Raw genomic sequence first — 22,320 nt, 5'->3', positions numbered from 1 at the left:
TTGCCTCTCCTACGAAATGCCGAGCTGGCTGTCGATGAGGTCGAAGATCTCGTCGTCGTCGGCGGCTGCGAGCAGGGCCTCGACGTCGACAGGGGGTGCTTCGGGTTCGGGTTCCGGCGCGGGTGGTGCCGGGGGCGCGACGAGCGTGTCGAGGTGGTCGGCGAGGGCGGTCGGGGTGGGGTGGTCGAGGACGACGGTGCTCGGGAGGCGCAGTCCGGTGGCCGTGCCGAGGCGGTTGCGCAGTTCGATGACGCCGAGGGAGTCGAAGCCGCTCTCCATGAACCCGATCCCGGGGCGTACGGCGGTGGCGTCGGCGTGTCCCAGGACGGCGGCGGCGGTGCCGCGCACCAGGCTCAACAGCCTTCGCCTGCGGTCGACTTCGGAGGCGCTCTCCAGTTCGCGCCGCAGCGCGCCCGAGGGGTCGGCGGCTCGCCCGGCGGACGTGCCGCGCGATCGAACGGCGGGCCGAGCCCTCGTCGCGAGATCGCGCAGCACGCCGGACTGTCGGCCGCCGTCGGACCGGCCGGTGTCGATCTCGGCGGCCACCAGCACCGCGTACGGCGTGGTGAGCGCCGTGTCGAACAGGGCGAGGGCGGTGTCGTTCGTCATCGGTGCCAGGCCGGTGCGGGCCAGCCGGTCCGTCTCGGCGGAACCGAGGCCGGCCGCCATACCGCCCGCCTCGGCCCAGTGGCCCCACGCCAGCGAAACGGCGGGCAGTCCACGCACTCGGCGGTACTGCGCGAGGGCGTCCAACTGGGCGTTGGCTGCCGCGTAGTTGCCCTGTCCGGCGTTGCCGAGCACTCCGACGGCCGAGGAGAACAACACGAACGCGGACAGGTCCAGGTGGGCGGTGGCGCGGTGCAGATGCCACGCGCCGTCCGCCTTGGGGCGGGCCACGGCCGCAAGCCGCTCCGGGGTGAGCGAGGTCAGGACGGTGTCGTCCAGGACGCCCGCCGTGTGCACGACGGCGGTCAGTGGATGAGCGGTTGGGACCCCCGAGACCAGCGCGTCGACCGCGTCCGGGTCACCGACGTCGCAGGCGAGGATGGTGACCTCGGCGCCCAGCTCCGCCAGTTCCGCCCGGAGTTCAGGGGCTCCCGGTGCCGCTGCCCCCTGCCTCCCGGTCAGCAGCAGGTGCCGTACGCCGTGTCGGGTGACCAGTCGGCGGGCGACGAGTGAGCCGAGGGTGCCGGTGCCGCCGGTGATGAGGACGGTCCCGGCCGGGTCCAGGGGCGGCGGGGGCGTGGTGAGGACGAGTTTGCCGGTGTGCCGGGCCTGGCCGAGCCGCCGTAGCGCGCGTGGGGCGCTGCGGACGTCCTGGGCCCGGAACGGCAGCGGCTCCAACTCCCCTGCTGCGAACAGCCGGAACAGGTCGGCGAGGATCTCCCCGATCCGGTCGGGCGACACGTCGAAGAGGTCGAAGTCGAGGTAGGCCGCGCCGTCGTACTCGGCGGCCACGGCCGCGGCGTCCCGCCAGTCGGTCTTGCCCATCTCCACGAACCGGCCCTCGGGGGCGAGCAGTCGTAGCGAGGCGTCGGTGAACTCCCGTGCCAGGGAGTTCAGTACGACGTCCACGCCCCGCCCGTCCGGAGTGCCGCGCCGGAAGGTGTCCTCGAAGTCGAGCGTGCGGCTCGACGCGAGGTGGTCGTCGCGCAGCCCGAGGCCGCGCAGGGTGTCCCACTTGGCGGGGTGCGCGGTGGCGTACACCTCGGCGCCCCGGTGCCGGGCCAGTTGGACGGCCGCCTGGCCGACGCCACCGGCCGCGGAGTGGATCAACACGCGTTCACCGGGCCGGAGTTCGGCGAGGTCGAAGAGGCCGTAGTAGGCGGTGAGGAACACCACGGGCACACCGGCCGCCCGGGCGAAGCCCCACCCGTCGGGGATGCGTACGAGGAGCCGGTGATCGGTGACGGCGACCGGTCCCAGGGTGCCCTGCACCAGCCCGGTCACCCGGTCGCCGGGTACGAGGCCGGTGACGCCGGGCCCGGTCTCCAGGACCACGCCCGCGCCCTCGGCGCCGATGCGGGCCTCGCCGGGGTACACACCGAGCGCGATGAGCACGTCACGGAAGTTCAGGCCGGTGGCGCGCAGCGCGAGCCTGACCTGGCCGGGTCCGAGCGGGGCCACCGCCTCGGGTGCGGGCAGCAGCGCGAGCCCGTCGAGACTGCCCCGGGGCTCGGCGTCCAGCCGCCACGCCCCGACGGAGTCCGACGGTGGGTCGAGCAGGTCCGGGTCGGCGGCACGGGTCAGCCTGGGAACCAGCAACTCCGTTCCGCGTACGGCGATCTGCGCCTCGTCCGCGGTGATCAGCGCGGCGAGTTCGGCGAGTGGAAGGTGGCCGACCGACTCGTTGTCGAGGTCGACGAGGGCGAACCGGCCGGGGTGTTCGGCCTGTGCGGAGCGCACCAGTCCCCACACCGCTGCGGCGGCCGGGTCTGGAACGTCCTCCCCGGGATGAGTGGCGACCGCGTCCCGGGTCACCACCACGAGCGGGGTGTCCTCGGTGTCGGAGCAGGCGAGCCAGCGCTGGAGTACGTCGAGCACGGTCGGCGCGTCCGGACCGGCGGCCAGGGTCAGCGGGCCGAGGGGTCGGGGCAGCGCGGCGGGGTCGGTGAAGGCCTCGACAGGACGGCCGACGGCCTCGGACACGGCGGCCCGCAGGGGGTTCTCATGGGCGCCGAGGAAGGCCCAATCGGCAGGCAGTTCGAGGGGGTTGGGCTGACCAGCCGGGGTCAGCGGATCGGAGAGGTGGGCCGGGGCGGTCCGTGGGGAGCCGTCCGAAGCTTCGGGGTGTGTCCCTCCGGTGGACGCCGACCGCTCGTCCCCCGACTCGGCCGCACGCCCGTCCCCCACCTCCGCCGGGCGCCACTCCAGCCGATGTTCCGCGCCGGTGTCCGCCGCAGGCGCGGCCCGCAGGGTCAGCGCGGCCACCTCGGCCACCAACTCGCCGAAGGTGTCAGTGAGTTGCAGAGCAACCGTGTCAACGCCGGTGGGCCGGATCCGTACGCGCAGAGACGTCGCTCCCTGGCGGTGCAGGGTGACGCCCTCCCAGGCGAACGGCAGCCGTAGGCGCGCCGATCCGGGGACCAGGGCGATGACTGCGTGCAACGCGGCATCGAGCAGGGCGGGGTGCAGGGCATGCCCGGTGGACGTCTCGGGGGCGGGGCCGACCTCGGCGTACACGTCGTCGCCGAGTCGCCAGGACGCCGTCAGGAGGCGGAACGCCGGGCCGTAGTGGTACCCGTCGTCCGCGATTCGGTCGTAGAGGTCCGTGAGGTCGACCGGCTCGGCGCCCTCCGGTGGCCAGACGCCTTCCGTCGGGCCGACCGGGTCCGGGGGCCCGGCCGTGAAGCCGGTGGCGTGGCGCGTCCAGGGAGCGCCCGCACCCTCCGTCCGTGAGTGCAGGGCCAGGGCGCGGCGGCCGGTGTCGTCGGCCGCGCCCACGGAGAGCTGGAGCCGGACCGCGCCGTCGGCGGGCAGTTCGAGCGGGGCTTCCAGGGTCAGTTCCTCCACCCGACCGCCACCGGCGTGCAGGGCGAGGTCCGCGAAGGCCGCGCCGGGCAGGATGACCCGGCCGGCGATGGTGTGGTCGGCGAGCCAGGGGTGGCTGCGCAGCGTGACGCGTCCGGTGAACAACGTGCCCGCGTCGTCGGGGAGTTCGACGCTCGCGCCGAGCAGAGGGTGGTCGGCGGGGTCGAGACCGGCCGCGGTCGTGGCGGTGCCGGAGGGGACGTCCAGCCAGTGCCGCCTGCGTTGGAAGGGATAGGTGGGCAGATCCACGGCGCGTACGGCACGCGGGTCGAACGCGGTCCGCCAGTCGACGGCGGTGCCGTGGACGTGCAGCCGGGCCAGCGCCTCGGTGAAGGTCCGCGTCTCCGCCCGGCCGCCCCGCAACGCGGCCACCGCGGTGGTCGGTTGGTCGTCGGCGCCCGCTTCGACAAGGGAGGTGAGGACGGCGTCCGGGCCCAGTTCGAGGAAGGCTGTCACCCCGAAGCCGCGCAGGGCGCCGAGTCCGTCGTGGAACCGTACGGCCTCGCGGATGTGCCGCACCCAGTAGTCGGGGTCGGTCAACTCCCCTGCCTGCGCGGCCCGTCCGGTGAGGTTGGAGATCACGGGGACGACCGGTTCGGTGAGTTCGACGCTCGCGGCGATCGCCCGGAAGTCCTCCAGTGCCGCGTCCATGTGCGGCGAGTGGAAGGCGTGACTGACCGTCAGCAGCTTTGTCCTGTGGCCCTTTTCTCGCCACAGGGCGACGATTCGTCGTACGTCGTCCGCGTCGCCGGAGACCACCACGGACGTGGGGCCGTTGACCGCGGCGATACCGACCCGTCCCTCGGCGCTCGCGAGCAGCAGTGCGGCTTCGGCCTCCGTCGCTTGGAGGGCGGCCATCGCACCGCCCTCCGGGAGCGCCTGCATCAGGCGGCCCCGGGCGGCGACCAGGCGTACCGCGTCCGGGAGGGACAGGGCCCCGGCGAGGTGTGCGGCGGTCAGTTCGCCGATCGAGTGGCCGATGAACGCGTCGGCGCGGACGCCGAACGACTCGGTGAGCCGGTACAGGGCGACACCGAGGGCGAACAGGGCGGGCTGGGTGTAGGCGGTTGTGTCGAGCAACTCGGCCTGCGCGCTGCCCGGTTCGGCGAACAGCACGTCGAGCAGCGGGGTGTCGAGTTCCGCGTCGAAGAGCGCGGCCGTCTCGTCGAGGGCCGCGGTGAACACGGGGTGGGTCTCGTACAACGCCCGTCCCGCGCCCGGGCGTTGGCTGCCCTGGCCGGGGAACAGCACCGCCGTACGGACCTCGCGGCCGGCGGCCGGACCGTGCACGAGTCCGGGCGTCTCCGTCCCCTCGGCCAACGCCCGTAGCGCTGCGGTCCGTTCGGCACGGGTGTCGCCGAGGACCACGGCGCGGTGGTCGTGCAGCGAGCGGGTGGCGGCCAGCGACCAGCCGATGTCTGCGTCACGGCCGTCGAGGGATTCCAGACGGGTGAGAAGGCGGTCCGCCTGGGCACGAAGCGCCTCGTTGTCGCGGGCGGACAGGATCCAGGGACCGGGGACGGCGGCCGACGCCACGACAGCGCCGGTCTCTTCCACGGGTGGTGACTCCAGGATGAGGTGGGCGTTGGTGCCGCTGATCCCGAACGAGGAGACACCGGCCCGCCGGGGTCGGGCATCGGGTGTGGCCGGCCACGGCGTGGCGGAGGCCAGGAGGGAGACCGTGCCCGCCGACCAGTCGACGTGCGGGGTGGGCCGGTCCAGGTGCAGGGTGCCGGGCAACTCGCCCTGTTCCAGGGCCTGTACGAGTTTGATGACGCCGGTGACGCCGGCGGCGGCCTGGGTGTGTCCGATGTTGGACTTCAACGAGCCGAGCAGCAAGGGGTGTTCGGCGTCCCGGTCCTTTCCGTAGACGGCGATCAGGGCCTGTGCCTCGATGGGGTCGCCGAGTGCCGTGCCCGTGCCGTGCGCCTCGACGGCGTCCACGTCGTCGGGCCGTAGTCCGGCTGAGGCGAGGGCCTGGCGGATCACCCGTTCCTGGGAGGGTCCGTTGGGCGCGGTCAGTCCGTTGGAGGCGCCGTCCTGGTTGACGGCGGACGCGCGGACCAGGGCGAGCACGCGGTGGCCGTGGCGGCGGGCGTCGGAGAGGCGTTCCAGCAGGACCAGTCCGACGCCCTCGGCCCAGGCGGTGCCGTCGGCCGCCGCCGCGAACGGCTTGCAGCGTCCGTCGGGCGCGAGTCCCCGCTGGCGGCTGAACTCGGTGAACATGCCCGGCCCCGACATGACGGTGGCGCCACCGGCCAGCGCGAGGTCCGTCTCGCCGGACCGCAGTGACTGCGCGGCCAGGTGCAGGGCGACCAGGGACGAGGAGCAGGCGGTGTCCACGGTGATCGCGGGGCCCTCCAGTCCCAGCGTGTAGGCGAGGCGGCCCGAGGCGACGCTGGTGAGGGTTCCGGTGAGGGCGTGACCCTGATATCCCTCAGGGGTCTCGTGCAGACGGGGGCCGTAGTCCTGCGGCATGACGCCGACGAACACGCCGGTGCGGGTGCCGCGCAGGGTGGCGGGGACGATCCCGGCCCGCTCCAGCAGTTCCCAGGAGGACTCCAGGAGGAGCCGCTGCTGCGGGTCCATGGCGGCGGACTCACGCGGGCCCAGCCCGAAGAACGCCCCGTCGAACCGGTCCGCGTCGTGCAGGAACCCGCCCTGCCGGGTGTACGAGGTCCCGTGCCGGAGCCCCTCCGGATCGTAGAGGCCGTCCAGGTCCCAGCCCCGGTTGTCCGGGAAGTCCCCTACTGCGTCCCGCCCGTCCCGCAGCAGGTCCCACAACTCCTCGGGCGTGTCCGCACCACCGGGCCAGCGGCCGGCGAGGGAGACGATCGCGATCGGGTCGTCGTCACCACCGTCCGAAGCCGTCTCTCGTACGGCCTCCACCACGGCAGCGTCGCCCGGCCCGCCCAGCAGGTTCCGTACGTGGTCGGCGACCGCGCGGGCGGTGGGGCGGTCATAGGTGAGGGTGGAGGGCAGGTCCAGTCCCGTGGCGGCGGCGAGCCGGTCGCGGAACTCGACGGCGGAGACGGAGTCGAAGCCCAGTTCCCGGAAGGTGAGGTCGGGGTCGACGGCCTCGGGGGACGACTGCCCGAGGACGAGGGCCGCGCCGGAGCGGACGACCCGGAGGAGGTCCGTGTCGATCGGGGCGACCGGCTCCCGGTTCGCCGGTTCGACCGGGGCGGGCGCGGGCGTCGTCGTCCCGGTGTGCGTCCAGGTCGGGGCCTCGGGGCCCGGCAGTCCGTCGAGCCAGATCCGGCGGCGCTGGAAGGCGTACGTGGGCAACGGGATCCGGCGGGCCTCGGTGCCGTACACCTCGGGCCAGTTCAACTCGCCACCCCGCACATGCAGTTCGGCGAGGGAGGTGAGGAAGCGGCGCGGTCCGCCGTCGTCGCGGCGCAGGGTGCCGGTGACGGCGGTGCCCGGCAGGTCGGCGAGGCCGACGGTCAGCACGGGGTGCGGGCTGACCTCGACGAAGGCCCGGTGTCCCGCCGCGTGCGCGGCCTCCACGGTCTGCCGGAAGCGAACGGTGGAGCGGAGGTTGCGGTACCAGTAGGCGGCGTCGAGCGCGGTGCCGTCGAGGAGGCCGCCGGTGACGGTCGAGTAGAAGGCGATCCGCGTCGGCCGGGGCCTGATCCCGGCGAGCAGGGCTGGCAAAGTGTCGCGCAGGGGCTCGACTTGGGGCGAGTGCGAGGCGTAGTCGACCGGGACGACCTTGGCCCGGACCCCGTCCGCCGTGTACGCGGCGACGAGGGCTTCCACGGCCGTCCGGTCGCCTGAAACGACGGTGGTGGCCGGGCCGTTGACGGCGGCCACGCTCAACTCCCCGGCGAAGCCCGCGAGTCGGCCGCGTACGTCTGCTTCCGGCAGCGGTACGGAGGCCATGCCGCCACCGGTCCCCGACGCGGCGAGTTCGGTGATGGCGCGGGAGCGCAGGGCGACCAGCGCGGCGGCGTCCTCCAGGGTCAGTGCTCCGGCGACGTGGGCCGCGGCGATCTCGCCCTGGGAGTGTCCGATCACCGCGTCCGGGTGGACGCCTCGGGCCTGCCAGAGGGCGGCCAGGGAGACCATCACGGCGAAGAGAGCGGGCTGGACGACATCGGCGCGTTCCAGGGACGGGGCCTCCGGCGTGCCGCGCAGCAGGTCGTGCAGGGACCAGTCGGTGTGCGGGGCGAGGGCCGTGCCCACCGCGTCGATGGAGGCGGCGAAGTCCGTTTCCGTGTCGAGGAGTTCGCGGGCCATGGCGGGCCACTGGGAACCCTGGCCGGGGAAGACGAACACCGTGCCGCCGGGCTCGCCCGCGCGTCCGGTGACGAGGCTGGCCGACTGTTCGCCCGACTCCAACGCGGCAAGTCCGGCGAGCAGTTCGTCGCGGTCGTCACCCGTCACGACGGCTCGGTGGGCGAAGGCGGTGCGGGTGGTGGCGAGTGCCCGGCCGATGTCGTGCGGGGCCAGGTCCGGCTGTCGTACGACATGGGCGCGAAGGCGTGCGGCCTGGGCGCGCAGGGCCTGCGGGGTGTGTGCGGAGAGAGGCCACAGCCACGGGCCCGCACGGTGGTCGGTGGTCTCGTGGTGTGCGGGGGCCTGGCCGACCACAACATGGGCGTTGGTGCCGCCCACCCCGAACGAGCTGACCCCGGCGAGGAGTTGGTGTTCGGGGCGGGGCCACGGAGCGGACTCGGTGGGTACCCGCAGCCGGAGGGTGTCGAAGGGGATGTCGGGGTTGGGGGTGGCGAAGTTGAGGGCGGCGGGGAGGCGGCCGTGGCGGACGCCGAGCACGGTCTTCAGCAGGCCGACGATGCCTGCGGCCCCTTCGAGGTGTCCGACGTTGGTCTTCGCCGAGCCGACGAGCAGCGGGGCGTCGGCGGGCCGGCCGGCGGCGAAGACCTCGCCGAGGGCGGCGGCCTCGATCGGGTCGCCGACGCGGGTTCCGGTGCCGTGCAGTTCGACGTACTGCACATCGGCGCCGTCGACCCCGGAGCGGTTCAGCGCGGCGCGGATCACCTCCGCCTGGGTGGCCGCGCCCGGCACGGTGAGTCCCGGTGTGGCGCCGTCGCTGCCGACGGCGCTGCCGAGGAGTACGGCGTGCACCTGGTCGCCGTCGGCGAGGGCGCGGGCGAGCGGCTTGAGGACGAGGAGCACCGCGCCCTCGCCGCGCACGAAGCCGTTGGCGCGGGCGTCGAAGGTGAAGCAGGCGTTGTCGGGGGAGAGCGCACCGAAGCGGTCCACGGCGAGGGTGCTGTCGGGGGCGAGGTTCAGGTGGACCCCGGCGGCCAGTGCCAGCTCCGACTCGCCGGTGCGCAGGCTCTCCAGGGCGAGGTGGACGGCGACCAGGGAGGAGGACTGGGCGGAGTCCACGGAGAGGCTCGGGCCGCGCAGGTCGAGGGCGTAGGAGACCCGGTTGGCGATGATGCCCCGGTTCAGGCCGGTCAGGGTGTGCCGGGTGACGGCGTCGGGGCCGTGCCGGTGGACCAGTCCCGCGTAGTCGGCGGCGATCGCTCCGACGAACACTCCGGTGCGGGACGCGGCCAGGTCGGCGGGGACGATTCCCGCGTCCTCCAGGGCCTCCCAGGCGAGTTCCAGGACGAGGCGCTGCTGCGGGTCGGCGGCGGCCGCCTCGGCCGGTGACAGCCCGAAGAATTCGGGGTCGAAAAGGTCGACATGGTCGAGGAAGGCACCGGGCCGGACATTCGCGGATTCCGTCGAGTCCGATGACTCCGCGGTATTGCGGAAGCGGCCCGCCGGCGGATTCCCGACCGCGCTCACGCCGTCGTCGAGAAGTCGCCAGAAGGCGTCCGGGTCGGGGGCGCCGGGGAGCCGGCAGGCGATCCCGACCACGGCCGTGGCTTCGATCCCGGGGGTGGCCGCGGCTTCGTTCTCCGGTGCAGACATGCTGATCAGCATGGTGTCCGCAGGGGTGCGAACGACCCCTAGCGGCCCCCTGCCGACCCCCTAGCGGGAACCCCCTACCGGCGGGTGAGCGCGCTCAACCGGCCAGCCCCCGGCGGATTTCCAGCAAATGGGAGAGTTCCATTCTGCGGCGCACCCCGAGTTTCCGGTAGACCTTCGTCAAATGCTGTTCCACCGTGCTGACCGTGATGAACAGCTTCTGTCCGATCTCGCGGTTGGTGAGGCCGCAGGCCGCCAGTTCGGCCACCCGCCTTTCGGCTTCGCTGAGTTCGTCGTCGCCGGGGCGTTCCGGGGCGGTGCCCGACACCCGGGAGAGATGACGGGCCCGGCGCTCGGCGGTCCGTGCCTGGGCGGGGTCTCCGAGCGCGCCGTGCGCGGCGCTCAACTCGCCGAGTGCGGCGGAGAGTTCGAACTGGTCGCCGGAGATCTCCAGGGCCTGCACCGCGCGTTCCAGCAGCGGGGTCCGTTCGGCCGACTCGGCCGCGGCGGCGCGGGTGCGCAGTGTCATTCCCAGGATGCGGGGTCGGCCGGGGCCGAGATCCCTGAGTTGACGGTCCGTCAAGGCCCGGGCGGCGCCGGGGCGTCCGAGGGCGAGCTGGGCGCGGGCGGCGCCGATGCGCCAGGGGACGAGGCCGGGCAGGTGGTCCAGGCCCCAGCGGGCCATCGCCTCCCCGCATTCCTGGTAGTCGACGAGGGCCGCCTCGGCGTCGCCGACCGCGAGGTGGTGGCCGGCCCGGGCGTACCGGTAGTGCAGTCCGGCGGGAGTGCGGAGCATCGCCCCCGGCACGGGCATGGCCAGGTAGCGGGCGGCGTCCTCGTGCCGGTCCAGCGCGGTGCGGGCGGCGATCATGGTGGCCAGGGGGAAGCCCACGCCGACGCCCCAGCGGTCGGGATCGATCTGCTGGAAGGCCGCGCGGGCGTACTCCTCGGCGGTGCGCACATCGCCCTGGCGCAGGGCGGCTTCGGCGGTCAGCGCCGCCAGCAGGGCGTCATGGGTGGCGTCCTGTCCGTGGCCGGGCCGGTTGGTGACGGCCGCGCACCAGCGGGCGGCGCGGTCCGCCTGGTCGGCGTAGAGGAGTGCGGTCAGTGCCGCGGTCAGGGAACGGACCGGGGTCTCGCCGAGACGGCTCTCGCGCAGGACCTGTTCCGCCTGGGTCACGGCGTCCCGTGCGGGCAGTCCGCCGAGGAGCGCCGTGAGCACCCGCATGCCGTCGGGCGGGGTGGCGCGGGTGCCGCCGGAGGGAGACTCGCCGTCCGGGATGCCGAGTTCGGGATCGGGTCCGGGGCCGGTCGGCGGGAGGAGCGTCGGATACCAGTAGCGGACCCAGTCGCGCAGCCGCGACCGGGCGGCCAAGTCGCCCGGGTACTGGGCCTCGTAGCGCTGTAGGGCGACGAAGCCCTCGTCCACCTGGCCGTGCCAGAACAGGTGGCGCAGGCTCGTGCGCTGTCGGCGGGGGGAGGGACCGGTGGCATCGGGTCCGGACTCCGGAAGCCAGGGCACGCACTGGATCACCGGGTCCGGGGGCCGCAACTCCCCGGCGGAACCGGCGACTTGGGGCACTTCGGAGTTTGCTGCGGAGGGTGGTGCCCCGTCGGCCGCCCAGGGTGCCCGGACCTGTCCCTCGGCCGCGCGCACCTGTTCGGCGATGAGTTCCGCGCTCGCGCCCGCGGTCCGCAACAGGTCGGCGGCGCGCCGGTGGAGCGCGGCGAGTTCGGCGGGCCGCATCGCCGCCAGGAGGTCGCCGGCTCCGCTCGGGTGGCGGAAGGAGCCGTCGCGGAACAGGCCCGCCGCGTGCAGGAGGTACAGGGCGCGCGGTGGCGAGTCGTTGGTCAGCAGGAGGAGTTCGGCGAGCAGCGCAGGATCGGCGGGGCGGCCGAGCGCGGCGACGCCTCGGGCCACGCGCAGCGCGAAGGCGTCGATGCGGTGCAGGCAGTGCATGACCCCGCGCCGGTAGTTCTCTCCCACCACCAGGTCCGTGCGGGCCGGACCGGGTTCCTGGTCGTCGACGACGGCCCTGACGAGGAGGGGGTTTCCGCCGGTGAGTTCGTGCACCGCGCCCGCGTGCCGGCGTGCGGTCTCCTCCCCCAGTCGGGCGCTCATCAGGTCGGCGATCACCTCGGGGCCGAAGAGGCTGAGCCGGATGCGCTCGTGATGGGGCTGGCCGGCCAGGTCGACGTCGAAGAAGGGTTCCTGCGGTGTCATGTTCTCGCGTGAGCAGAGCACCGTCAGGACGCGGGCGTTGCGGATGCGGCGGGCCAGGTAGAGCAGGAACTCCAGTGACTGGATGTCGGCGTCCTGGCGGTCGTCGACGGCCAGGAGCAGCGGTGTCTCCCGGGCGAAGTCCAGCAGGAGCGTGCTCAGGCCGTGCAGGACCTGGGGGGTGGGCCGGACCCGGGAGCCGCCTTCGCCGCCCTCGGGTGACGACCAGTGCGGTGTCGGTCCGGCGGCCACCCCGTTCTCGATGAGCCGGGCCGCCTTGTCGACGATCTCGGGTGCCAGGTGGGGGCTCTGGAAGAGCTGGCGGACGATGCCGAGCGGGAAGTCGCGTTCGAGCGGTGAGCCCGCGGCCATCAGTACCTGAGCGCCGTCGGCATCGGCGAACTCGCTGAAGGCGTCGAGGAGTTCGGTACGTCCGACGCCTACGGGGCCGTGCAGGGTGACCACACCGCCTCGGCCGCCCTGGCAGAGTTCCCACGCCGAGTGCAGCCGGCCGATCTCGAACTGGCGTCCCGGTATGGACAGGGACGGGACGGTGCGCATCTGCTGCGCCGGGGAAATGAACATGCGCTCTCCTGGGACACCGGCGCATGAACGGGAGGCGCGCCGGTGCGCTCCCCATCGTGCGAGGCCTGGAACGAGGTACGAAGCGCGTGGCGCCGAACGGACCACGGCGCACGCGACGTTGGGGCGCCGGAGCGGGCTTGTCCCGTCCGGTCACATCCCGGGAGTCACCGACAGAGAGAACTCGCCCGGCGCCGCAGGTCGATGTCCAACCTGGCAACCAGTCCGAGCTGTGCGGCACCGATGTGCACGCGCTGCATGACCGTCCCCATCCCCAGACCAGTCCTACGAAGAGGCGCTCCGCCGTCTCGGAGGAGCGCGGCCGGTCACCGTACGGTGGCCGACGATCGCTGCGTTCAAGAGTTTACGAACGTGTCTTTCCACGCGTCAACGCCCGCCCGGCATACGGACATTGGCATGAGCCATCTGTACGGCGGTCAGCGCAGCCGGGGCAGCACCTGCTCCCCGACGCGGATGATCTCCTGTTTGTAGGGGGTGTCGGAGAGGACGAAGTGCGTGATGCCGAGCTTGCGGTAGTCGTCCAGTGCGGAGGCGACGTCGGCTGCGGAGCCGACCAGCCAGGTCGTCGCCGCTCCCCCGCCGCCGAAGGTGCCCGGTGTGGTGTAGAGGCAGGTGTCGAGCACCTCGCCCCGGGCGGCGAGGTCGTAGAGCCGCTGTTGTCCGACGGCGGTCTTCCGGTTCCCCGTCCAGGTCAGCTCGTCCCCCGGGCCGGCCGCCATCCGTGCGACCCGTTCCTCGGCCGCCCGCCACGCCTCCTCCGTGGTGTCCCGCACCAGGGTGGTGATGCGCAGCCCGAACTCGAGCGGCTTGTGGCGGCGGCCGACCTGTGCGCTCAACGCCCGGAGCCGGTCGATGCGTTCGGCGAGTCCGGCGAGGGGTTCGCCCCAGAAGAGCTGGACGTCCGCCTCCGCCGCCGACACCCGCTCGGCGGCCTCGGACGCGCCGCCGAAGTAGAGCGTCGGATGCGCCCGGCCGGCCGTCGTCCAGGGTCGGGGTGCGACGGTTGAGCCGCTCACCTGGAAGTGCTCGCCGTCGAAGGTCACGTCCTCCTCGGTCCACAGCCGTCGTACGAGACGCATGAACTCCTGGGTGCGCGCGTACCGTTGCGCGGGATCGGCGCGCGCGTCGCCGTAGGCGGCCAGGTTGTCGAGGCCGCTGACGATGTTGACCAGGACCCGGCCGCGGCTGAGCTGGTCCAGGGTCGCGGCCGCGGCGGCGAAGTGGGCCGGCTGCCAGTAGCCGGGACGGACGGCGATCAGGGGCTTGAAGGTGGTGGTCCGGGCGGCCAGCGCGGTGGCGACGGTGAAGGTGTCGGGCCGTCCCCACCCGGTGCCCAGGAGCGCGCCGCCCCAGCCGTGCCGCTCCGCCGTGCGGGCGAGGTCGGTGGAGTACTCGACGGAGCCCCAGCCGTCCGTCGTGTCGTCACCGCGGTGACCGGGCTCGACGGTGTTGGGGACATACCAGAGGAATTCCAGGCTCATGGTGCTTCCGATCGCAGCGAGACCGGTGGGAGGGGGGCGAGAACGCGGTGTGGATCAGGGGATCAACACAGTGCGCTGGACACACGGGCGAGGTCCACGCAGCGCTCCCTGGTGAGCAGCAGGACCTCGGTCATGTGATCGAGTCTCGGAGGCGTCGATCCGAATGTCAATGCGCCCCGGAGGGGATCGCTCACCGCGAGAGCCGCGTCATGGCCTCCGCGATCAGCGCCGCCCGGTCGCCGACCTCACCGGCGGGCACGTCCACCAGGTCGTAGCCGAACAGGCGATAGCTCTCTTCGTGGATGCGCTCGAACTCCAACGAGTCCTCGAAACTGATCCGGCGTGCGGCGGTGGGCTCGCAGAATCCGATGGTGCGGACGAAGAAGACCTGCCGCTCGTAGATCTCCTCGCGGGTGATCCTGTCGATCTCGGCGGAGAGGGTCTCTGGGAGCGGGCGTCCGAGATAGCTGCCGAGAGCGTGCGTGCAGATCGGCGACCTGTCGTAGATCTGCACGGACACGTCTCTGGTCGTGGACCGCGTCTGTCGTCGGTGCTGGAGGGCGACGACCTGGTCGAGGAAGTCCGCCCGGGTCCAGGGCTCGGTGTCCCCTTCGGCCTGCCGACGGGTGATGACCTCGGTCGCCGCCTCGTCGACGACGTCGAACCCGCGCTCTTCCAGGTGCCGCAGGATCGACGTCTTCCCCGCGCCGGGTGTGCCGGTGAGGATGAAGCGCTTCATGGCGCGTCCTTGGATCGGGAGGGGACCGGGCCCGCCGCTCAGTCCGTCTGTGTGTGCAGGGCCTTGTCCAGGCTATCGATCACTCCGACGGCGTCGGAGCAGGAGCCCGGCAGGAAGTCCGAGGTGCCGACCAGGTGGTGGGCCTCCTCGGGGTGGATCGACGCGCTCCCGGACGGCGTGGACACCCCGGTCGATTCCGAAGGCGTCGGTCTCACCCCGCGCCGGATTCAGCAACTCGCCCTGGCCCGCGTCCTGTTGGTCGACCCCGGGGTGGTCGTCTTGGACGAGGCCACGGCGGAGGGCGGCAGCGACACCGCTCAGGCTCTCGACCGGGCGGCCCTCGCCGCGGCCGAGGGCCGGACGGCGGTCGTGGTCGCCCACCGTCTGTCCCAGGCGGCCACCGCCGACACGGTGGTGGTGATGAGCGACGGTCTGGTCGTCGAGCGAGGCCGGCCCGACGAACTGCGCACCGCGGGTGGGGTCTACGCCCGGCTGTGGGCGGCCTGGTCACGCGGCGCCGAGTGACACCGGCGCCTACGGCACGACGCTGCGGCGGCCCGAATCACGAGGCGTCGCCCGGAAGTTGACCGGCGGTCGGGCCGGTGCGTTCAGCGGGTCCGGCGAAGCGCACGGGCGCGCGGAAGCGTGCCTTGCGGGCAGCCCGGCGGAAGGTGGTCAGGACCGCGGGGCCGGCCAGCAGGACGCACACGAAGGTGGTGACCGCGCGGCCGGTGTCCCAGCCCAGGGACGTCGCGAGGTCGAAGGCGAGGTAGCGGTGCCACTGCTCGGTGAACGGCAGACCCGGCAGATAGGCGATGGAGCTGTTCGGATCGAGGGAGAACGGCCAGAAGGAGAGGTTGAGCAGAAAGCCGAACAGATAGCCGGAGAGCGATCCGTAGCCGGCCAGCAGCAGCACCTCGCCCCGGCCGCGCGCCCGGGGCAGGAACCCGGCGAGCATGCCGACGAAGGCACAACCGAACATCTGGTACGGCATCCAGGGCCCGACCCCGCCCGTGATGAGCGCGGAGGCGAACAGCGAGGTGCAGCCCAGAACGAAGCCGAAGCCGGGGCCGTAGACGCGTCCGGCCAGGACGAGGACGAAGAAGACGGTCTCGATGCCGGCCGTGCCGGCGCCCAGGGGACGCAGTGCCGCGTTGACGGCGGACAGGACGCCGAGCATCGCCAGGGCCTTGGAGTCGATGCCGCCCTCGGCGATCTCGGAGAGGACGACGCACAGGACGAGCACGAGGAGCACGCCGAAGATGAGCGGGGGCGCGTAGTTGGAGCCGAACGTGCCCGGTGCGACGACGAACGGCCAGAAGAACGCCACCAGTCCGAGGAACGCGGCGAGCACCATCACCATGCCGACGCGTGGCGTGAGCCGGATGGCCGGGGCGGTCATGGGCGGGACCCCTCGTCCAGCAGCGGCCGGACCTGATCGACCGTCAAGAAGCCCAGCGGAGCGAGGATCTTGGCCGTCTGCGGGGTGAACACCGGCGAGGCGACGATGACTTCGGTGGTGGGCCCGTCGGCGACGACGTCCCCCTCGGCCATGACGACGACCCGGTCGGCGGCGCGGGCGACGAACTCCACGTCGTGGGTGGCGATGACGACGGCCCGGCCCTCGGCGGCGAGCGCGTCGACGATCCGGACGAGTTCCGTCTTGGCGCGGTAGTCGAGGCCGCGGGTCGGTTCGTCGAGGAGCAACACCCTTGGTGCGACGGCGAGTTGGATGGCCAGGACCAGTGCCAGCTTCTGGCCTTCGGACAGGTCGCGCGGGTGGGTGTCGTCGGGGATGCCGGGCGCGAGCCGGTCGAGGATCGCCCGGGCCGACTCCCCCGAAGTCGACGTGACGGACTCGGTGTCGGCCTGGCCGAGTTCCTGTTCGACGCTTTCGAGGTAGAGCAGATCGGCGGGGGTCTGCGGGACCAGACCTACGGCACGGCGGGCCTCGGCGGCGGGCAGTTCGTGCGGGTCCCCCGGGGCGTCGGCGACCTTGACCGTTCCGGCGCGGCGGGGGCCGGAGCCCTGGAGGGCCCACAGCAGGGAGGACTTGCCGGAGCCGTTGCGGCCCATCAGCGCGGTGACCTCACCGGCGTGCAGGTCGAGGTCGACCTCACGGACGGCCGGGACGCCGTGGTAGGTCACCGTCACCCCGTGCGCCGTCAACAGCGTCGACCTGTCCGTGAGTTGGGCGGGGCGCGCGGGGCCCGGAACGCATCCGGCCAGGCGGGTACGGAGAGGGGCGGCGGCACGGCGGGCGTCACGGACGGACAGGGGCAGCGGGAACCAGCCGGCCGCCCGGCCGAGTTCCACGATCGGCGGCGCGATCGTGGCCGTGGCCAGGATGTCGGCGGGTGTGCCGATCAGCGCGCGGCCGTCACCGGGGAGGTGGACGACGCGGTCGGCGTACTGCACCACCCGCTCCAGGCGGTGTTCGGCCATCAGGACGGTGACGCCGAGGTCGTGGACGAGGCGGGTGACGGCGGCGAGGACCTCCTCGGCGGCCGTGGGGTCGAGGGCGGAGGTGGGTTCGTCGAGGACGAGGACCCGGGGGTGGGCGGTGAGCACGGAGCCGATGGCGACGCGCTGTTGCTGGCCGCCGGAGAGTTCGTGCAGGGCGCGGTGGCGCAGGTCGGCGAGGCCGAGCAGGTCCAGCGTCTCCTCGACGCGTTTGCGCATGGTGGCGGGCGGGATCGCCAACTGCTCCATGGCATAGGCGAGTTCTTCCTCGACGGTGTCGGTGACGAAGCCGTCCAGGGGGTCCTGGCCCACCACGCCCACGACGTCGGCGAGTTCACGGGGCGGGTGATGGGCGGTGTCGCGGCCGTCGACGACGACCCGGCCGTAGAGGGTGCCGCCGGTGAAGTGCGGTACGAGTCCGTTGACGGCGCCGAGGAGCGTGGACTTGCCGACGCCCGTGTGGCCGATGACGAGGCAGAGTTCGCCTTCCTCGATCGTCAAGTCGATGTCACGCAGGGCGGGTTCGGCCGTGTCGTCGTACTGGACGGTGACCTGGTCGAAGGTGATCACGAGGCGTGGCCTCTCCGCTCGGGGCCGGTCGGGGGTGCGATGAATCCGGCCGTTCCGGCGAGCAGGATCACGGCGGTCGGCACCAGGGGCAGGGTCGGCCAACTCAGCGGATAGATGGAGGGGTTGAGCTCCGCCGCGTTGTAGCCGAGGTTGCCGAACAGCAGGACGGCGGACAGCACACCGCTCCCGGCGACGGCCCACTCGGGCAGTCGCCACGGGTCGGGCCGGTAGGTGGTCCGCGTGACCCGGCGCCCGCCGAGCCGTAGTCCCGCCACGCACAGCAGGGCACCCGACGCCATGGCGGGCAGGCCCAGAAAACGCGGTGCGGTCGCGTCGAGCAGCCCGTAGGCGCCGGCGCAGAGTCCGCACATGCCGAGCAGCATCAACGCCCCGGTGAGACGGCGGGAGTTGGCGGTGGCGGTGCCGGCCCGGCCGTAGCCGCGGGAGTCCATGGCGGCGGCCAGCCGCAGCGAGCGTTCGAGCGCGTCCTCCAGGACGGGGACCACGATCCCGCGCAGCGCCTTCAGCCCCTTCGCGCGTCCCGCTCTCAACCGGCGGGCGCGGGCGACGCGTTGGACGCTCTGCACGAGTTGGGGCGCCACGCTGATGGCGACGGTGACGGCGACGCCGAGTTCGTGGAGGGCTCCGGGCAGGACGCGCAGGGCGCGTTTGGGGTTGGCGAGGGTGTTCGCGGCGCCGACGCAGCACAGCATGCAGGCCAGCCGCAGTCCGTCGGTGGCGGCGGACAGCAGGGCCTCCAGCGAGACCGGGCCGCCGATCCGGATGCCTGCGTACCAGTCGGGGGTGGGGAGGTGCGGCAGGGAGAAGAGGAAGTGGTCGCGGGGTGTGATGCCGGTGGCGAACACGGCCCGGAAGACGACCCGGACGGCGACGACCGTGAGGGCCAGGTAGAGGTAGTACTTGAAGCCTCGCGCCCAGGGCGCCTCGGTACGGCGGGCGGTCACGACATAGCCGAGGACGGCCAGGACGAGGAGCAGCAGCAGCGGGTTGGCGGTGCGGCTGACGGCGGTGGCCAGGGCGAGCGCCCAGATCCACCAGGCCACGGGGTGCAGGGTGCGCGGCAGGCGCCGGCCGCCCGGGTCCGGCGCGCGACCGGACCTGGGCGGGGCCGCCTCAACTCCGGTGCGGGCCACGGGAATCATTCGGTACGACGGCGTCGGCGCGCGGCGAACACCGCCGCCCCGGCGACGATCGCGACGAGCCCGAGACCGCCGGTCACGGGGAGGAGCGAGCCCGAGTCGTGCCGGGCGTCGGCGGCGGGCACCGCGTCGACGATGTCGCCGCCGGGGCTCGGCACGGAGGCTGCCTGCGATGTGTCGGTGGGACTCGCCGAAGGGGTCGGAGATTGGCTCTTGTCGGTCGGCTCGGGCTTCGCTTTCGGCTTGGCCGAGGCGGACTCCACCGGCTGATTCTGCGAACTCTCGGGCGCGGGGCCGGTGTTGACGCCGGGAGTGAGGGTGGATGGCTTGGCGGTGGAGGCGGGTCTGCTCGCGTCGCCCTGCGGCTGGGTGTTGTGGGCGCGGAGTCGGTCGGGGGTGACCGTGGGGCGGCCCTCGGTGCCCTCGACGTTCGTGCCGCCGAAGATCCACAGGTCGACGCTGCCGGGCCTCGGTCTGTGGAGCATGGCGCCGAGTTGGCTGTACTGCCAGGTGCGCGCGCCCGGGTCGGCGTGCCAGTACGACCAGTACGCGGACGCGGGCGGCGTGAGCACGCAGTCGTCCTGGCTCGGCGTCGGGTGCTGCCTGCCGCTCTGGTAACCGCTGTATCCGATACGGCAGATGAAGGCGGGCCCGTCGTGGCCGGTACCGGTCGTGCTCCAACCGCCCTGGTTGAGCAGCTCGTACCCGGTGGTGGGTGTCGTACCGCACGAGCGGAGGATCGGGCCGCCCCAGTGGCTGAAGTCGACGGCGAGGACCGCCCCGGATGTGGTGGTGCAGCGGCCCATGGGCTGGGGGTCGGCGGCGGCCGGAGCGGTGGTCGCGGCGAAGGCGGCGGCTGTCAGACCGAGTGCGGCGATGCCATGAACGGCCCTTCTCCTGAGGCGTGTTGATGTCACCGCGGGCCTCCGGCAGCGGTCCGGCGGCGAGCGACCACGACCGTGCGCCAGCCGACGAGCACCAGCAGCGCGGCGATCCCGGCGAGAGCCCCCACCCGCACCCCGGTGGCAGCGAGGCCTCCCCCACCGGTGCCTCCCGTTGTTCCCGTGCCGCCGGTGTCCCCGGGGGTCACGATGTCGGGCGCACTCGCGCTCGCGCTCGGGGTGGGCTGCGGCGACGTCCCGCTGAGGTCACGCGTCAACTCACCGAAGGAGATGCCCGTCGTACCGCCCACGGCCTGGGTGGAGGCCCGCAGATCGGAGCCCCGCTGGCCTTCCTTGGCCACGTTGAAGCCACCGTCGGAGTTCTGCTGCCCGGCGAGGAACGTCCGTGCCCGCGCGACCTGTTGGGCGTATGTCCCGGTATCGAGGGACAGCGCCTGTACGGCGAGGGCGGCCGAGTTGACGGAGTCGCCCGCCGCTCCCGGGAAGCCGCCGTCGGCCAGTTGCTTGGAGGCGATCCAGGCGAGGGCCTTGTCGGCAGCCTGTTCCGCCTTGTCGCCGCCTGCCAGGTCCAGGGCCATGGCAGCCATCGCGGTGGAGTCGACGTCGGAGTCTCCCGTGGCCGGGATCAGGCTGGGCCACGCGCCGTTGCTGTGCTGGAGGCTCTCCAGGTAGGCGAGCGGTTCCTCGGTCTTTTCCCCGGCGCGCGACTGCGCCATGACGGCCAGGGACTGGGCGAACACCGAAGGGGCGTAGGAGTAGGCGCCCTTGGCCGCGCAAGAACGGTCCGGTGCGGTACTCGGCTTGGCGCAGATCGCTTTGTCGAGTGCGGCGATGAGATCCTCGCCGCCGAAGTCACGCGGATCGCGACCCACCACCTCGGCGAGCAAGGCCGTCTTGCCGATGGAGCCGCCCGCCGCGTACGCAGTGCCGGTGCCCGTCCAGTCGTCGACCGTGCGGCCCTCGCCGTCCTTGCCGCCGTGGTCGAGGAAGTCCACGATGCCGCGCAGCTTGGCGTTGTTCAGACCGGTCGCGGCGAGCGCGTAGGCGCCGTCGATGCTCAGGCCGAAGTCGGCGCGGGAGGTGCCGGGACCGGCGGTGTAGTACTGGCCCTGCTTGAGGTGGGCGGCGTCGGTGAGGTAGGCGACGCCCTTCTTGAGGTCGGGGCCGGCGCCGGGGTCTGTCGTGGGTGGTGTGCTGATGGGCGGTGCGCTGGTCGGCGGTTCGGTCTGCTTCGTCGTCAGGACGGTCAGGTCGGTGAGCGCTCCGGCGAGTACGGCCGGCGGTGTCGGATACAGCGCCGGGTCGGTGGCGCCCTCCTCGAACCCGAAGCCCCCGCCGTCGAGTTGCTGCCTCGACAGCCAGCCGACGGCCGCGTCGGCGCGGTCGGTGTCGCCCAGTGCGCGCAGGGCCTCGGCGGCATACGCGGTCGCCGCGACGCTGCCGGTCGTCGAACCGGTGTAGCCGGGGAAGGCGCCGTCCGCGCGCTGTGCCTTGCCGAGGTAGGTGTGCGCCTTGGTGACCGCGTCGTCGTGGCCGCCGGCCTTCCGCAGGACGAGGGCCACGAGGCCGGTGGTGGCCGGGTCGCCGTCGCAGAACTCGCCGGGGCGGATGAGGATGCCGGTGATGCCGCCGTCCGCGCACTGGACCTGCGTCAGGCGGGCGAGCGTGGCCGCCGGTGGCGTGGTTCCGGCTCGCAGCAGAGCGAGTACGGACAGGGCCTGGCCGTCCGTGTAGGTCGCGTCGCGGAAGTCGCCCTTCGCGGTGCAGCCGGGCGTGGGTTCACCGGACTCCGGGCCCGCCGCGCAGACGTTGCCCGTCAGGTCGCCGATCAGGTCGTGGCCGCCGAAGCGGGCCGGGTCGTTCCCGGTGATCTCGGCGAGAAGTGCCAGGCGGGCGGCGGCAGTTGCGTCGGGGGCCTGGTCCTTGCCCGCCGGGTAGGCGTAGGCGTCGGTGTGCGCGGCCAGGAGCGCGCTGATCTTGTCGAGGGTGGCGCTCCCGCCGTCCGCGGCGGCCAGTGCGTAGGCGGTCTCGGTGGTCAGGAGGTAGTTGGGCGCGTCGGCGCCGTCGTCCACGATCCGTTCGCCGTCGGTGAGTTGGGACGACAGCCACTTCGCGGCGGCGGTCACGTCCACGTTCCCGGGGGCGCCGGTGGGCGAGTTGCCCGGGTCGGGGGTGCTGCTGCCGCCCGCGCGTACGTCGTCCGGATTGAAGGTGGGCCTGCCCGTACTGCCGCCGATGTCGGTACCGCCGTAGACCCAGGCGTCGACGTCACCGTCCTTGAGTTTGCGGTCCATCGCGCCGTACTGGCTGTAACTCCAGTCGTCCTGGCCGGGCGAGGCGGTCCAGTAGGACCAGTAGGCGGTGGCCGGCGGGGTCAGGACGCAGGACTCCTTGTCCGGCGTGGGGTACTGCGTGCCCGAAGTGCCCTTTCCGATACGGCAGATGAAGCCGGGGCCGTCGTGCTGGGTGCCGGTGGTCGTGAAGCCGCCGTCGTGGAGGAGGTCGTAGCCGGTGGTCGGGGTGGTGTCGCAGCCGCGTTCGACCGTGCCGCCGAAGGGACCGAGGTCGACGGCGACGACGGCGCCCTTGGTGGCGGTGCAGTCGCCGATCGGGTCTGCGGCTGCGGGAGTTGTCGTGAGGAACGTCACGCAGGCGGCGAGCAGGACGAGGAGTGCCGACGCAAGTGCCGCCAGGGGTCCGGGTCTTGTGCCCGTACGGCTGTCCTGTCGCACTTCGGTCCCCACGGTGGCCCCCTCGT

General features: G+C 73.0%; 10 protein-coding genes. 1 reads left to right on the top strand and 9 read right to left on the bottom strand.

Going from position 1 to position 22,320, the window contains the following annotated elements; genetic code table 11:
* Nucleotides 1-9: 9 nt before the first annotated feature.
* The 4 genes from ACIRRY_RS23115 to ACIRRY_RS23100 form a co-directional block, all read right to left on the bottom strand.
* On the bottom strand, nt 10-9,426 hold the full coding sequence (locus tag ACIRRY_RS23115) for a type I polyketide synthase (RefSeq protein ID WP_403975736.1): 9,417 nt from the start codon (nt 9,424-9,426) through the stop codon (nt 10-12).
* Between the two features lie 94 nt (nt 9,427-9,520).
* Nucleotides 9,521-12,229 carry an AAA family ATPase gene (locus ACIRRY_RS23110; protein ID WP_403975734.1) on the bottom strand — a complete coding sequence of 903 codons (2,709 nt, stop codon included), beginning with the start codon at nt 12,227-12,229 and terminating at the stop codon, nt 9,521-9,523.
* A gap of 434 nt (nt 12,230-12,663) precedes the next feature.
* Nucleotides 12,664-13,728 (bottom strand): LLM class flavin-dependent oxidoreductase, encoded by a 1,065-nt coding sequence (locus tag ACIRRY_RS23105; protein ID WP_403975732.1) that lies wholly within the window; start codon nt 13,726-13,728, stop codon nt 12,664-12,666.
* Between the two features lie 190 nt (nt 13,729-13,918).
* A complete protein-coding gene (locus ACIRRY_RS23100; RefSeq protein ID WP_403975730.1) occupies nt 13,919-14,467 on the bottom strand; it encodes an AAA family ATPase in 549 nt (182 codons plus the stop codon).
* A 123-nt stretch (nt 14,468-14,590) separates the two neighbouring features.
* Between ACIRRY_RS23100 and ACIRRY_RS23095 the strand changes: the two genes are divergently transcribed.
* A complete protein-coding gene (locus tag ACIRRY_RS23095) occupies nt 14,591-14,992 on the top strand; it encodes a hypothetical protein (protein WP_403975728.1) in 402 nt (133 codons plus the stop codon).
* A 37-nt stretch (nt 14,993-15,029) separates the two neighbouring features.
* On the opposite strand, the gene ACIRRY_RS23090 is transcribed toward ACIRRY_RS23095, so the two are convergent.
* Genes ACIRRY_RS23090 through ACIRRY_RS23070 form a run of 5 tightly spaced genes read right to left on the bottom strand, consistent with a single transcriptional unit; the run spans nt 15,030 to nt 22,306 of the window.
* Nucleotides 15,030-15,869, bottom strand: coding sequence for an ECF transporter S component (locus tag ACIRRY_RS23090; protein ID WP_403975725.1), 840 nt, complete (start codon nt 15,867-15,869; stop codon nt 15,030-15,032).
* Nucleotides 15,866-17,500 (bottom strand): ABC transporter ATP-binding protein, encoded by a 1,635-nt coding sequence (locus ACIRRY_RS23085; RefSeq protein ID WP_403975723.1) that lies wholly within the window; start codon nt 17,498-17,500, stop codon nt 15,866-15,868. Before ACIRRY_RS23085 ends, ACIRRY_RS23090 begins: the two co-directional genes overlap by 4 nt.
* Nucleotides 17,497-18,663 (bottom strand): CbiQ family ECF transporter T component, encoded by a 1,167-nt coding sequence (locus tag ACIRRY_RS23080; protein WP_403975720.1) that lies wholly within the window; start codon nt 18,661-18,663, stop codon nt 17,497-17,499. Before ACIRRY_RS23080 ends, ACIRRY_RS23085 begins: the two co-directional genes overlap by 4 nt.
* On the bottom strand, nt 18,660-19,577 hold the full coding sequence (locus tag ACIRRY_RS23075; protein WP_403975718.1) for a hypothetical protein: 918 nt from the start codon (nt 19,575-19,577) through the stop codon (nt 18,660-18,662). The genes ACIRRY_RS23080 and ACIRRY_RS23075 overlap by 4 nt, the downstream gene beginning before the upstream one ends.
* Nucleotides 19,574-22,306: a prenyltransferase/squalene oxidase repeat-containing protein gene (locus ACIRRY_RS23070; RefSeq protein WP_403975716.1), complete on the bottom strand. Its 2,733-nt coding sequence runs from the start codon at nt 22,304-22,306 to the stop codon at nt 19,574-19,576. Before ACIRRY_RS23070 ends, ACIRRY_RS23075 begins: the two co-directional genes overlap by 4 nt.
* Between the last annotated feature and the right edge of the window lie 14 nt (nt 22,307-22,320).

This window comes from Streptomyces sp. NPDC101776 (assembly GCF_044766845.1).
GTDB lineage: Bacteria > Actinomycetota > Actinomycetes > Streptomycetales > Streptomycetaceae > Streptomyces.
This window is presented reverse-complemented; position numbering and strand designations above follow the sequence as displayed.